Genomic DNA, 14016 nt, shown 5'->3' with positions numbered 1-14016 from the left:
TCGTGCGCAGGGCCTCAGTTGCAGGCGCCGTCGTCGCGCCAGACCTTGCCGCTGCCTTCGCCGCCGGTGTACGCCGGGTTGCCGGGTTCGTTGCCCTGGGTCCACCAGCGGGCGCTATAGAAGTGGCCGTTGTGGCTGACCTTGTTGCCGGTCACGTAGGCCTTCTGCGCCGTCCACTGGCCTTGGCAGACGCCGGGTTGCCCGCCGCCCTCGGCGCTGACCTGGACCTCGTGCTGGCTGACCACGCTGTGATGGCCGTTGCTCAGTTCGAGGCTGAAACGGTAGCGGGTGTCCTTGTCGCGCTTCGGCGCAACGAACGTCAGCTGCGGCCCGTTGGCCTGGAAGCTCAGGCTCGGGGTGACGCTCCAGCGGTACTCTAGCGGCAGGCCCGCGGGGTCGGCGGAACCCGAGGCGTCGAGCCGCACCGGGTCGCCGGCCTTGGCCTGGGAGACGCCGCTGATGTTCGCCACCGGCGGTTCGACCGGGGCGTCGCCGTCGCATGGGCCGAGGTCTTTCCAGACCTTGCCGCTGCCGTCGGCGCCGGTGAAGGCCGGGTTGCCCGGCTCGCTGCCCTGGACCCACCAGCGGGCCAGGTACTGACGGCCCTTGTGCTGCACTTCCTGGTTCCCCGAATAGGCTTTGCCGGCTTCCCACTGCGGCTTGCAACTGGCTGCGTTGTCGCTGGCCTTGACCAGTACCTCGTGGCTGGCGCTGCTGCTCTGCTTGCCGTTGCTCAAGTTCAAGGTGAAGCGGTAGCGGGTATCGCTGCTCAACCGCGGGGCGACAAAGCTCAGGCGTGGGCCGTCGAAGACGAAGTCCAGGGCCGGCGAGGCTTCCCAGGCGAAATCCAGGGCATGGCCTTGCGGGTCGCTTGAGGCCGAGGCATCGAGCAGCACCTGCTGGCCGGCTTCGGCCTCGTGCTTGCCGCTGATGACCGCCACCGGCGGCAAGGCGCTTTCGATGGGCTTGAGCGACGCCGACTTGACCTCGTTGTCGGCGCTGAACTCGCCGTCGGCCAGCAGCGTCCATGGACCGTCCGGGCCGGCGCCGCCATACACCTGGTACGCCTTGATGTTGCCGCTGGTGCCCTGGTCCTGGCGCGGCAGGTAATGCAGCTGGGAGAAGCTGTTCTCGCTGCCCAGGTCGATCACCAGTTGGTGGGGATAACCGACGCCGTTCGCCGAAGCCCAGAAGGACTTGGGGTTGCCGTCGATGACGTTGCTGCCGGGCGAGCCGGCCAGGCTGCTGCTGGCGGAATGGATGCGCCAGCCGCGCGGCAGGGACTTGCCGCGGGCGTCGGCCAGGTGCAGCTCGGCGATGCTCGCGCCTTCCTTGCCGTCCACCGAAGAGTTGGCCACCAGGCGCACATAGCGGGCCTTGACGGTCTCGTCCTGGGCGGCGAAGGCGTGGCCCTCGACCACCATGCCGTCCACGCTCTTGTTGGTTTGCACGCGCAGCGCCAGGTACCAGCGACCGGCCTGGGGATCGTCGACCGCCAAGGCCACGCCATTGTTTTCCAGCGAGCGGTAGTCATAGTCGCTGGTGCTTGGCTGGCTGCCGCGCTTGAGCAGCAACTGGACCTTGCTCGCCGATTCGTTCTGCGGCCCCTGGGTCACGCTGAACACCAGGCGCCGGGTGCCGGCGGGCACGTCCAGCGGGAAGTAGCGCACTTCGTTCTTGGCCAGGTTGACGTTTTCCTGCAACAGCTGGGTGCCTTGCTCGTCGGCCAAGGGCACCACGGCCGGGGCGTAGGCCGAGATCTTCGCCGCGTTTTCGCGCCAGACCCGGGCCATGTTGGCGGTTTGCGCATCGCCCAGCGGTACGCCGCGGGAGTCCTTGACGTCGGGGTTGGAATAGAAGGGTACCTGGTTGCCGCAGAGGATGGTGCCGACCCGGCCGTTGTTGTAGCCGAAGCGGTAGCTCTTGCCGTCCGAGCAGTGGCTGCCACCGATGTTATGCGCCACTTCGTGGCGGAATACGGTCGGGCCGTTGATGTAGTTGATCGAGTAGCGGCCATTGGTGTACGCCCAGCCGACCGCGGTGTCCTGGCCGGGGACGCCGCGCACGAAGCTGGCCACAAGGTCTGGGCTGTACTGTTTGATGCCGTTGGCGAACAGGGTGCCGAGCTGGGCCAGGTTGCCGCCGGTGATCGCCAGGTCATCGCGGACCACCTGGGTGCCGACCAGGCGCACGCGCACGCCTTCGATCAGCGACTGTTTCACGGAGCGGTTGACCGCCGCGACCTGGGCCAGGGCATAGGCTTCGGGGTCGCCGATGAATTCCGCGGATTTATCCGAGAAGCCGGCCAGCAGGTCGATGACGATCTCCCCGGCAGCGTTGCGGTCCAGCTGGTAGCTGCGCTGGCCCGTGCGCGTTTCGAGCAGGTTGGCGACTGCCTGGCTCGGAGCTTCCAAAGCGTCCGGGGCATGGGTGGGGCGCTGGGGACCGTCGAAACGCAGCAGCGTCTGCTGGCCGTCGGCGTGGCCGCGGATGATCGCGTTGGCTTGCGGCAACAGGGCGACGAAGCTGCCGTCGGGACGGCTGGCGACGATCATTTCGTCCTCTGCCGGCTGGCTGCGGCTGAGGCTTTTGCCGATCAGGACCTTGAGGTCCTTGTAGCGGTCGCCCGCGGCCGGCACGACCGCGCGGATGCTCAGGCCGGTTTCCTGGCGCAGGCGCTCGGTGCCGACCTCGGCGGTGCTGCGGGCGCCCGGGGCGAGGGCCTGCAGGTTGATGAAGGGGCCGCTCTGGGCGGCCGCTGGCTGAGAGCGAGTCTCTTGGGCCACGAGCTCGCCGCTCAGGGGCAGCAGCACGGCCGCCGCGAGGCTGGAGCAGTAAAGGCGATGGGCGCGGGAAAACGCGTTCAATCCGAAGCGAGGCATAACCATTCCTGAAACCGCACGGACGCGCTCCAGCCGATCGGATCGACAGAGTGCCTGTGCGGGTATGTGATGAATAAGGAGGTGTGCCGGCGGCCGGGATCATAGGCGGTGGGTCGGTGCCCTGTACATTGACCCGGCGGCTTTTCGTACCCGTCCGATGCGCTTGGCGTACGGGGGTACAAAAACGCCGGGCGTGGCCCGGCGTTCCTGGTTCCAGACGGTCGTGCTCAGTCCGGGTAGAACACCATCACCAGCGGTACCAGCGCGACGACGATGGCCAGCATGAACAGCAGGCTGATCCCGGCCACGCGCCACAACGAGAAGAATGGCCCCTTGCTGAGTTTGTGTTCGATGACGACCGAGCCGAAGAGCTGGCGTGCGTAAGTGTTCATCGCAAAAATCGGCGGCAGGACAAAGACCACGGTCGGAACGCTTTCCGGCAACACCGCGCCCAGCACCATCATCAGGACGAATACGCCGACACCGATGTACCAGGCCTTCTTCACTTCGCTTTCGCGGCCCAGGGCCTTGAGGTTGCTGGCGATCATGTAGGAGCCTGCCAGAGACGTGCCGAGGAAGGTGGCGAGGCCGACGGCGTTGATGCTGTACAGGTGCAATGACGCGCTTGCCGCAGCCGGGGTCTGCAATTCGGCGGCCGGTGTCTGGAAGGGGTTGGGGGTATCCATACGGGTCAGGCTCCTGAGTCTTGAACGGGGTGACAGGGACAAAAGGGGCTGAATTGTCCCCCGGCGCTTCAAGGTGCGTCCACCGGCATTATCCGCGCCGGCTGCCTGTCGCCCCGCGATGATGGCAGGCAAGGCGGCTCGTGCGCCGAAAGAAACCCGCCTGAATTAGGGTAAACTGCCGCCCATTGCACACCCGCGCTGACCCTTTCCCTACGGTACCCCCATGACATTCGCCACTCTTGGCCTGATCGAACCCTTGCTGCGAGCCCTCGAAACGCTGGGCTACCAGACCCCGACACCGGTGCAGGCGCAAGCCATTCCGGCGGTGCTGGCCGGTCGCGACCTGATGGCCGCGGCCCAGACCGGCACCGGCAAGACCGCCGGCTTCGCCTTGCCGCTCCTGCAACTGTTGGCCATGGAAGGGCCGAAGGTCGCAGCCAACTCGGTGCGGGCGTTGATCCTGGTGCCGACTCGCGAACTGGCCGAGCAGGTGCACGAAGCAGTGCGCCAGTATGCCGAACACCTGCCATTGCGCACTTACGCGGTGTACGGCGGCGTCAGCATCAACCCGCAGATGATGAAGCTGCGCGGCGGCATCGACCTGTTGGTGGCCACCCCCGGCCGTTTGCTCGACCTGTTCCGCCAGAACGCGCTGAAGTTCAACCAGTTGCAGACCCTGGTGCTGGACGAGGCCGACCGCATGCTCGACCTGGGGTTCTCCGAGGAACTGGCGAACATTTACCGCGCGCTGCCGAAGAAGCGCCAGACCCTGCTGTTCTCCGCGACCTTCTCCGACGACATCCGCCTGCTGGCCGGACAGATGCTCAACGATCCGCTGAGCATCGAAGTCAGCCCGCGCAACGTCGCTGCCAATACCGTCAAGCAATGGGTGGTGACGGTGGACAAGAAGCGCAAGCCGGAACTGTTCAGCCATCTGCTGCGCAAGAACCGCTGGAAGCAGGTGCTGGTGTTCGCCAAGACCCGCAATGGCGTCGACGCACTGGTGGAGCGGCTGCAGGGCCAGGGCGTGAACGCCGACGGTATTCACGGCGACAAGCCCCAGGCCACGCGCCAGCGCGCCCTGGACCGGTTCAAGGCCAGCGAGATCCAGATCCTGGTGGCCACCGACGTGGCGGCCCGCGGCCTGGACATCGAGGACCTGCCGTTGGTGGTCAACTTCGACCTGCCGATCGTCGCCGAGGATTACATCCACCGCATCGGCCGTACCGGCCGGGCCGGCTCCACCGGCGAGGCGATCTCGCTGGTCTGCGCCGACGAGGTGAACCTGCTGTCGGCCATCGAGATGCTGACCCGCCAGACCCTCGCGCGCCATGACGAGCCGGACTTCATCCCGGACCACCGCGTGCCGGAAACCGACGCCAGCGGCCAGGTGCTCAAGAAACCGAAAAAACCGAAGAAGCCCAAGACGTCCGGCGGTGGCGGCAAGCGCAACCTGGGCAAGTGGGTAGACAGCGGCGAAGTGGCCGAGGCCCCGGCGGTGAAACCGGTGCGCAAAGTGCCGGCGTTCAACACCGGCCCGCGCAAGCGCAAGCCGTAACACCGGCAAGGGAGCGGCCAACACCGCCCCTGTAGCCGCTGGCGCAGCCTGCGAACGGCTGCGCAGCAGCCGCCAAACCGAACGACCCGGTTTCTCCAGGAGAACCGGGTCGTTTGCTTTTACGAGGACTGCGTCCTCGTGCGCAGGCTGCGCCAGCGGCTACAGGGGGCGCGGTGGGTTCAGGCCTGGCGTTGCAACCACTCGAGCATGCCCAGCCCTGCCACACGCCCGCTGGCGAAGCAGGCGGTGAGCAGGTAGCCGCCGGTCGGGGCTTCCCAGTCGAGCATCTCTCCGGCGCAGAACACCCCGGGCAACTGCTTGAGCATCAAGCGTTGATCCAGCGCCTCGAAGGTCACGCCGCCCGCGCTGCTGATGGCTTCGTCCAGTGGCCGGGTGTTCACCAGGGTCAAGGGCAAGGCCTTGATCGCCGCGGCCAGCAGGGCCGGCTCGGCGAAGCATTCGGCGCCGGTCAGTTCGCGCAACAGCGCGGCTTTCACTCCGTCGATGCCCAACTGGCTGTGCAGATGCTTGGCCATGGAGCGCGAACCCCGGGGCTTGCTCAGGGCAGCCTGGATCTTGTCGCGCGGCCTGCCCGGCAACAGGTCGATATGCACGGTGGCCGAGCCGTGGCGGTTGATTGCTTCCCGAATCGGCGCCGACAGTGCGTAAACCAGGCTGCCTTCGATGCCGGTGGCGGTGATTACGCATTCGCCCAGGCGCGGCGTGTCGTCGTTCAGGCCGATGGCCACGTTCTTCAACGGGGCGCCGGCGAACTTGCTGCGCAACAGGTCGCTCCAGCCTTGTACCTCGAACCCGCAATTGCTCGGTTGCAGCGGCGCCAGGGGGATGCCGCGCTGTTCCAGCTCCAGCATCCAGGCGCCGTCCGAACCCAGGCGGGCCCAGCTGCCGCCGCCCAGGGCCAGCAACAGGGCGTCGGGGCGAAGCGCTGTTTCGCCTTCGGGGCTGGCGATGCGCAGGCTGCCGTCGGCGCTCCAGCCGAGCCAGCGATGGCGGGTGTGGATAACCACGCCGGCATCGCGCAGGCGCTTGAGCCAGGCGCGCAGCAGCGGCGCGGCTTTCATGTCGGTGGGGAACACCCGGCCCGAGCTGCCGACGAAGGTGTCGATGCCCAGGCCGTGGATCCATTGGCACAAGGCCTCGCTGCCAAACTCGCGCAACAGCGGGGCAATCTGCGGCGCCCGTTCGGCATAACGCGAGACAAACGCCGGGTAGGCCTCGGAATGGGTGATGTTCATCCCGCCGACCCCGGCCAGCAGGAACTTGCGGCCGACCGACGGCATGCCGTCGTAGAGGTCGACCCGCACGCCCGCCAGGCTCAGCACCTCGGCCGCCATCAAACCGGCGGGGCCGCCACCGATAATGGCGACTTGATGGGGAAGGGCGGGGCTGGATAAGGTCATGGCAAACGGCGGCGTGGCGGAATAAGCCGCGCATTCTACCCGAGGCCCGCGCCGTGCGACGGTTTTGCAGGTCATACGGTGTCTGGTCGAAAAGTGATCAGCCTCTTGCAGGCCCCGCAGAATGTGGCGTGCAACGGCTTTCCCGCAGGTTATCCACAAGCGGTTCCACAGAGATTGGGGGTAAGGCGCCCAGCGTTCAGTGACACCCTGATGACAAGCCAGGCCCCATTTCCTGTAACCGCTGCCGCAGGCTGCGCAAGGTCCGCAGGACCTCCGGCGATGACAAAAACGCCGCACCCATACCGGTCGTTCGCAGTCTTCGGCAGCTGCCACATGGCGCTGATCAAAAAATAATCGGTACCTTGCGGGCCATATAAACCGTGGCGTGCAACGGCTTTCCCGCAGGTTATCCACAAGCGGTTCCACAGAGATTGGGGGTAAGGCGCCCAGCGTTCAGTGACACCCTGATGACAAGCCAGGCCCCATTTCCTGTAACCGCTGCCGCAGGCTGCGCAAGGTCCGCAGGACCTCCGGCGATGACAAAAACGCCGCACCCATACCGGTCGTTCGCAGTCTTCGGCAGCTGCCACATGGCGCTGATCAAAAAATAATCGGTACCTTGCGGGCCATATAAACCGTGGCGTGCAGCGGCTTTCCCGCAGGTTATCCACAAGCGGCTCCACAGAGATTGGGGGTAAGGCACCCACGTTTCAGTGACGCCCTGATGACAGACCGGACCCCGTTTCCTGTAGCCGCTGCCGCAGGCTGCGCAAGGTCCGCAGGACCTCCGGCGATGGCAAAAACGCCGCACCCATACCGGTCGTTCGCAGTCTTCGGCAGCCGCCACATGGCGCTGATCAAAAAATAATCGGTACCTTGCGGGCCATATAAACCGTGGCGTGCAACGGCTTTCCCGCAGGTTATCCACAAGCGGCTCCACAGAGATTGGGGGTAAGCCACCCACGTTTCAGTGACGCCCTGATGACAGACCGGACCCCGTTTCCTGTAGCCGCTGCCGCAGGCTGCGCAAGGTCCGCAGTACCTCCGGCGATGGCAAAAATGCCGCCCCCCATACCGGTCGTTCGCAGCCTTCGGCAGCCGCCATAGGGCACTGATCAAAAAACAATCAGCGCCTTACGAGCTATATAAGCCGTGGCGTGCAGCAGCTTTCCCGCAGGTTATCCACAGGCGGCTCCACAGAGATTGGGGGTAAGGCACCCAGGTTTCAGTGACACCCTGATGACGTCCACACCCGTTGTGCGCTGTGGTGGAGGATGCCATGGCGCCGGGCCAGGGCCTGGCGGTCCTTGCTGTAGCCGCCGCCGATCACCCCGAGCACCGGAATGTCGCGGCCCAGGCAGTGGCGCATCACGTGTTCGTCGCGGGCGGCGACGCCCTGGTCGGTGAGTTTCAGGTAACCCAGGGCATCGTCCTGGTGCACGTCCACGCCGGCGTCGTACAGCACCAGGTCAGGCTGGTAGAGCGGCAGCAGGTAATTGAGGGCGTCGTCGACCACTTTCAGGTAGTCGGCGTCGCCCATGCCCATCGGCAGGGGGATGTCCCAGTCGCTGGTGGCCTTGCGCGCCGGGAAGTTTTTTTCGCAGTGCAGCGAGACGGTCACGGCGTCGGGGGTATGTTCGAGAATCCGCGCGGTGCCGTCGCCCTGATGCACGTCGCAGTCGAAGATCAGCACCCGGCCGACCCGACCGGCCTCCAGCAGGTAACGGCTGATCACCGCCAGGTCGTTGAAGATACAGAAGCCCGCCGGGTGGTCGTAATGAGCGTGGTGGGTGCCGCCGGCCAGGTGGCAGGCCAAGCCATGCTCCAGGGCCTGCTCGGCGGCCAGCAGCGAGCCGCCGACCGCGCGCACGGTGCGCCGGGCCAGGGCTTCGTTCCAGGGCAGGCCGAGGCGCCGCTGGTCCTCGCGGGACAACTCGCCCGCCATATAACGCTCGATGTACCCGGGGTCGTGGGCCAGGGCGAGGATCTCCGTGGGGCACAGTTGCGGGCGGAGCAGGTCGGCATCGTGGGTCAGGCCGCTGTCCACCAGGTGGTCGCGCAACAGGCGGAACTTGTCCATGGGGAAGCGGTGCTCCGCCGGGAACTCGGGGCTGTAGTCGTCGTGGTAGATCAGCGGCAGTGGCATGGCAATTTCATGTAGGAATCCGAAAAGGATCCTACCAGCGATGTAGACTGGCACGCATGGAAATGGAGGGGACGATGGAGCCGATACTGCAACTCGAGAGCGCTCGACTGCTGTTGCGCCAGTGGCGCGACGAGGATTTGCCGGCGTTCGCGCAGATGTGCGCCGACCCGCAGGTCATGCGTTACTTTCCGGCGCCCCTGAGCCGCCTGGAAAGCGCGGCGCTGATCGGGCGGATTCGCGGGCATTTCGCCGAGCACGGCTTTGGCCTGTGGGCGCTGGAGCGCAAGGACACCGGCGCCTTTATCGGCTTTACCGGGCTGGGCACGGTGGGCTTCGAGGCGCCTTTTACCCCGGCGGTGGAAATCGGCTGGCGCCTGGCGCGCGAGCACTGGGGCCTGGGCTATGCCAGCGAAGCGGCCTGGACCGCGCTGCGCTGCGGTTTCGATCGGCTGGCACTGCAGGAAATCGTCGCCTTCACCACCGCCGGCAACCTGCCGTCGCAGAAGGTCATGCAAGCCATCGGCATGCAACACGACCCGGATGACGATTTTCAACACCCGAAGCTCGGCAGCGAGCATCCACTGCGTCATCATGTGCTGTATCGCATCAACCGCGAACAATGGTTGGAAACCTTGCATGGATAGCAGGCCGGGGGCATCTGGAATGGGCCCGTTGCGTGAATCTGATTGAATCGACCGCGCCAGCCATGACTGCGCGGCATTGCTCTGTGTGAGGAGAGTCTGAATGAGCCAAGTGTTGGATGATCTGGTCGACCTGTTGACCCTGGAACCGATCGAGGAAAACCTGTTTCGCGGTCGCAGCCAGGACCTGGGCTTCCGTCAGCTGTTTGGCGGCCAGGTGTTGGGCCAGTCCCTGTCCGCGGCCAGCCAGACGGTCGAAGACGCCCGCCATGTGCATTCGCTGCACGGTTATTTCCTGCGTCCGGGCGACGCCGCGCTGCCGGTGGTGTACCAGGTCGACCGGGTACGCGACGGCGGCAGTTTCAGTACTCGCCGGGTGACGGCGATCCAGAAGGGCAACCCGATCTTCACCTGCAGCGCCTCGTTCCAGTATGACGAGGAAGGTTTCGAGCACCAGAACGCCATGCCCCAGGTGGTCGGCCCGGAAAACCTGCCGTCGGAACTGGAGATCACCCAGCAGCGCGCGCACCTGATCCCTGAGCACATGCGCGAAAAGCTGTTGTGCCCCAAGCCGATCGAAGTGCGCCCGGTGACTGAGAAGGACCCCTACAACCCGCAGCCGGCGGACCCGGTCAAGTACGTCTGGTTCCGCGCCGACGGCAGCCTGCCGGACCTGCCCGCGCTGCACAAATACCTGCTGGCCTACGCCTCGGACTTCGGTCTGCTGACCACCTCGCTGCTGCCCCACGGCAAGTCGGTGTGGCAGAAAGACATGCAGGTCGCCAGCCTCGATCACGCCCTGTGGTTCCATGCCGACCTGCGCGCCGACGACTGGCTGCTGTACGCCATGGACAGCCCGTGGGCCGGCAATTCCCGCGGTTTCTCCCGCGGCAGCGTGTTCAACCGCGCCGGCCAATTGGTGGCCTCGGTGACCCAGGAAGGCCTGATCCGCCATCGCAAGGACTGGGCATGAGCCTGGCCGAGGTTCGTCACTGGGTATTCGACATGGACGGCACCCTGACAGTGGCCGTGCATGATTTCGCGGCCATCCGCGAAGCGCTGGCGATCCCGCCGGAACACGACATCCTCACCCACCTGGCGGCCTTGCCCGCCGCCGAAGCCGCGGCGAAACACGCCTGGCTGCTGGAGCACGAGCGCGACCTGGCCCTGGGTTCGCGCCCGGCGCCGGGCGCGGTGGAGCTGGTGCGCGAGCTGGCGGCGCGGGGCTATCGCCTGGGGATCCTGACCCGCAATGCGCGGGAGCTGGCCCATGTCACCCTGGAAGCCATCGGCCTGGCCGACTGCTTTGCCGTCGACGACGTACTGGGGCGCGACGAGGCGCCGCCCAAGCCTCATCCCGGCGGTCTGCTGAAACTGGCCGCGGCCTGGGGCGTGGCGCCTGGGGAGATGGTCATGGTCGGCGACTACCGCTTCGACCTCGACTGCGGTCGTGCGGCGGGCACCCACACGGTGCTGGTGAACCTGCCGGATAACCCCTGGCCGGAGCTGACCGACTGGCATGCCGAGGATTGCGGCGCGCTGCAAAGAATGTTGGCGGCTTGAAAGCCATCGCGAGCAAGCCCGCTCCTGCAGACCTTTGCATTCCCCTGCAGGAGCGAGCTTGCTCGCGATAGCGTCCTACCCAACGTACTTACTGGCCGAACAGCGCCTTCTGCCCTTCGGGCGAGGTGAACATCTTGTCGCCGTCATGCCCGACCCCGGGCACTTCGATCAATTGTTGCTGCAACCCCTGGGGATGGCGCTGCTTCAGGTAGTCGAAGAAGTTGTGCCCGCGCACCAGCCGGTAGGCGCCCTGGGCTTCGGCGGCGCAGCTGGTGTCCAGCGCCGGGTGGTGCGGGTCGGTGTCCTGCTTGCCCAGCAGGTAGGTGATATCGCGCTTGATGTAGCTCTGCTCCAGTTGCTGCGGGGTCTGGCCGGCGGCATAGGCGGGCAGCTTGAGCAGGCCGTATTTCCAGTTGTTGAAACCGGGGCAGGCGCCGGCATCGACCTTCACCGGGCGCTGCTCGTCGAAGTAGGCATAGGACGACGGGTTGGCGATCACGTAGCGCAACGCGATGCCGTCGTCCTCCAGGGTCGGATGGTGCTGGCCGAGCAGGGCGAAGCGCTGCACCACCTGGGCGCCGCCGGAGTGGCCGGCGATGACGATCTCGGTCAGGGCGGGGAACTGCCGGCGATCGCTGAGCCGGGTGATGATGGCATCCAGGACCGAGTAGGAGCTCACGGGCTTGGGCCCGCTGGCCGGCTCGCCGGCCATCCAGTCATTGCCCTGCCAGCGCAGCAGCGAGGTCGGCAGCGCGTTGCGCTCGACATCGCTCTGGTTGAGAAACTGCGGGGCGACCACCAGGGTGCGGGCGCTTTGCCCGGCCTGGCTGGCGGCCTGTTCGGCGCTGTGCAGGTAGGTCTGGGCATTGCGCAAGCGTCCGTGGACGATGATCAGTGCTCGCTGGACCTCGGGCAGCGGTTTTTGCCAGTCCTGGCTCAGGCCGACGGCCAGTTCGCTGCCGTCGATGGCCAGCCGCGCCGGGCTGACGCTCTTGACCCCGTGTTCCGCTGCCTGCGCGCCCGCGCAGATCATCCATAACGTCAGCAGCGCCCATGCCCGGCGCATCACAGACTCTTCGCCGCGAAGGTGTCGCACTGGCCGATCTGGCCCTGATTGAAACCGGCCTTGAACCAGCGCACCCGTTGCGCCGAAGTACCGTGGGTGAAGGAGTCCGGCACCACGCGGCCCTGGCCTTGTTGCTGCAGGCGGTCGTCGCCGATGGCGTTGGCGGCGTTCAGGGCCTCTTCGATATCCCCCGGTTCCAGCCAATTCAGGCGTTTCTGCGCATGGTTGGCCCAGACGCCGGCCAGGCAGTCGGCCTGCAGTTCCTGGCGCACCAGCAGGCCGCCGTCGCCTTCCATCTGCCGGCCCTGTTGGCGGGCCGCCTGGATTTTCGCCGAGACGCCCAGCAGGGTCTGCACGTGGTGGCCGATTTCGTGGGCGATCACATAGGCCTGGGCGAAGTCGCCGGCCGCCGAGAAGCGCTGCTCCATCTCGCGGAAGAAGTCCATGTCCAGGTAGACCTGCTGGTCGGCCGGGCAATAGAACGGGCCGGTGGCGGAGGTCGCCGAGCCGCAGGCGGAATTGACCCGGCCGCGGAACAGGATGAGCTTGGGTTGCTGGTAGGAGCGGCCGGCCTGCTGGAAGATCTGGCCCCACGTGTCTTCGGTATCGCCGAGGATGGAGCGCACGAACTCCGCCTGCTCGTCGTTGGCCGGCGGCGCCTGGCGGGTCTGGGTGGTGGCGGGCGCCGAGGACTGGTCCATCTGCCCGGCGAGCTGCCCGAGAATCTGCATCGGGTCCTGGCCGGTGACCCAGCCGATGCCGACGATCAGGATGATCGCGGTCAGGCTCAGGCCCTTGCCGCCGCCGAAACGCAGGCCGCCGCCACCGCCGCCACTGTCGTCGCGAGCATCCACCACGTTGTCGCTGCGCCGTCCTTTCTTCCAAAGCATGGGGTGAATCCTCGTCTTATTTGCTGATCAGTGTTGCTGGTGAGTAGGGCTGGCGCCAGTCCGGTCGTCAGCCTTTTGCATGCGCGCTACCATTGCCCGCAGCCGCATCGACTCTGTTGCGACACATCCGGGGCCTCCTTTGAACATCGATACCCGCATCAAATTCCGTCACCTCGTATGTTTTCTTGAAATGTCTCGCCAGGGCAGCCTGGCGCGGGCCGCGGATGTGCTTGCGGTGAGCCAGCCGGCGATGTCGAAAACCCTCAAGGAACTGGAGGAGTTGCTCGACACCCGGCTGTTCGCCCGGAGCAAGGCCGGGCTCAGCCTGACCGAGGCCGGCCTGGCCTTCCTGCGCTACGCCGGACCTTCGGTGCAGGCGCTGCGCGAAGGGGTGAGCACGTTGCGCGGCGGCGAATACGCCGCCGGGGTGGTGCGCCTCGGCGTGCTCTCGACCGCCGAAAGCCTGCTGCTGCCGGAAGTGGTGCGGCGCCTGCACGAACGGCATTCGGCGCTGGCGGTGAGCGTGGTCACCGGGCCCAGCGCCTACCTGCTGTCGCAACTGCGGGTTGGCGACGTCGACCTGGTGGTCGGGCGCATGACCGACAGCCCGCAGATCCAGGGCCTGAGTTTCGAGCACCTGTACAGCGAGTCCATGACCCTGGTGGCGCGCCCCGATCATCCGTTGCTGCAAGGGGCGCTGGAGCGCGATGCCGTGCAGCGCTTTCCGCTGGTCCTGCCGCTGGCCGGCACCACCATCCGCAAGTTCGCCGACAGCCTGTTCGTGCAGTGCGGCATCAGCCAATCGCGCCAGCGCCTGGAAACCCTCTCGGTGGCCCTGAGCCGGCGTTATGCGTTATCCAGCGACGCGCTGTGGATCGCCCCGCTGGACGCGGTGCGCCTGGACCTGGCCAACGGCGAATTGCGAGAAATCGACCTCGGGCAGCGCGAGCCGGGCGGCTCGGTAGGCATCTGCAGCAACGCCAGCCTGCCGCTGTCGCTGGCGGCGCAGTGGTGCGTCGAGGTGCTGCGGGAGGTGGGGCAGGCTTATCGCGAAGGGCGTTATCCATAACCTTTCGGTTATGCATGGAGGGCGGCTTTTCAATATTCGTCGGGCATCTTTTGTTTGAAACTGCGTGGGCTGTGCTCCATAAATCAAACAACAG

The 14016-nt window shown here is 66.2% G+C and carries 11 protein-coding genes; 5 read left to right on the top strand and 6 right to left on the bottom strand.

Annotation, left to right across the window (positions count from 1 at the left end; translation table 11 throughout):
* Positions 1-14: 14 nt before the first annotated feature.
* The gene (locus BTN82_RS25775) at positions 15-2882 is read right to left on the bottom strand and encodes a discoidin domain-containing protein (RefSeq protein ID WP_075121877.1); all 2868 of its coding nucleotides are present in this window, start codon (positions 2880-2882) and stop codon (positions 15-17) included.
* Between the two features lie 227 nt (positions 2883-3109).
* Entirely contained in the window at positions 3110-3568 is a 459-nt protein-coding gene (locus tag BTN82_RS25770; RefSeq protein ID WP_075121876.1) for a hypothetical protein, read from the bottom strand.
* 223 nt (positions 3569-3791) lie between these two features.
* Here BTN82_RS25770 and BTN82_RS25765 point away from each other — a divergent pair, with 223 nt between their 5' ends.
* Complete coding sequence (locus tag BTN82_RS25765; RefSeq protein WP_075121875.1) at positions 3792-5126, top strand: DEAD/DEAH box helicase; 1335 nt, start codon at positions 3792-3794, stop codon at positions 5124-5126.
* A 179-nt stretch (positions 5127-5305) separates the two neighbouring features.
* Here BTN82_RS25765 and BTN82_RS25760 read toward each other — a convergent pair whose 3' ends face one another.
* Both BTN82_RS25760 and BTN82_RS25755 read right to left on the bottom strand, forming a co-directional pair.
* The gene (locus BTN82_RS25760; RefSeq protein ID WP_075121874.1) at positions 5306-6547 is read right to left on the bottom strand and encodes a TIGR03862 family flavoprotein; all 1242 of its coding nucleotides are present in this window, start codon (positions 6545-6547) and stop codon (positions 5306-5308) included.
* Between the two features lie 1225 nt (positions 6548-7772).
* Positions 7773-8693, bottom strand: coding sequence for a histone deacetylase (locus BTN82_RS25755; RefSeq protein WP_075121873.1), 921 nt, complete (start codon positions 8691-8693; stop codon positions 7773-7775).
* Positions 8694-8767: 74 nt separating this feature from the next.
* On the opposite strand from BTN82_RS25755, the gene BTN82_RS25750 reads away from it, so the two are divergent.
* The 3 genes from BTN82_RS25750 (at position 8768) to BTN82_RS25740 (ending at position 10897) form a co-directional block, all read left to right on the top strand.
* The gene (locus tag BTN82_RS25750; protein ID WP_075121872.1) at positions 8768-9337 is read left to right on the top strand and encodes a GNAT family N-acetyltransferase; all 570 of its coding nucleotides are present in this window, start codon (positions 8768-8770) and stop codon (positions 9335-9337) included.
* Positions 9338-9437: 100 nt separating this feature from the next.
* Complete coding sequence (gene tesB / locus BTN82_RS25745; RefSeq protein WP_075121871.1) at positions 9438-10307, top strand: acyl-CoA thioesterase II; 870 nt, start codon at positions 9438-9440, stop codon at positions 10305-10307.
* Positions 10304-10897, top strand: a complete 594-nt coding sequence (locus tag BTN82_RS25740) for an HAD family hydrolase (RefSeq protein ID WP_075121870.1) — start codon at positions 10304-10306, stop codon at positions 10895-10897. The genes tesB and BTN82_RS25740 overlap by 4 nt, the downstream gene beginning before the upstream one ends.
* A gap of 88 nt (positions 10898-10985) precedes the next feature.
* Here the strand turns inward: BTN82_RS25740 and BTN82_RS25735 are convergent, their stop codons facing one another.
* The gene (locus BTN82_RS25735) at positions 10986-11963 is read right to left on the bottom strand and encodes a hypothetical protein (protein WP_075121869.1); all 978 of its coding nucleotides are present in this window, start codon (positions 11961-11963) and stop codon (positions 10986-10988) included.
* Positions 11963-12853 carry a neutral zinc metallopeptidase gene (locus tag BTN82_RS25730; protein ID WP_075121868.1) on the bottom strand — a complete coding sequence of 297 codons (891 nt, stop codon included), beginning with the start codon at positions 12851-12853 and terminating at the stop codon, positions 11963-11965. The genes BTN82_RS25735 and BTN82_RS25730 overlap by 1 nt, the downstream gene beginning before the upstream one ends.
* A gap of 139 nt (positions 12854-12992) precedes the next feature.
* Between BTN82_RS25730 and pcaQ the strand changes: the two genes are divergently transcribed.
* Positions 12993-13922, top strand: coding sequence for a pca operon transcription factor PcaQ (gene pcaQ / locus BTN82_RS25725; RefSeq protein ID WP_075121867.1), 930 nt, complete (start codon positions 12993-12995; stop codon positions 13920-13922).
* Positions 13923-14016 lie beyond the last annotated feature (94 nt).

It is taken from the genome of Pseudomonas chlororaphis (assembly GCF_001921865.1).
In the GTDB taxonomy this organism is placed as follows: Bacteria; Pseudomonadota; Gammaproteobacteria; order Pseudomonadales; family Pseudomonadaceae; genus Aquipseudomonas; species Aquipseudomonas chlororaphis_D.
This window is presented reverse-complemented; position numbering and strand designations above follow the sequence as displayed.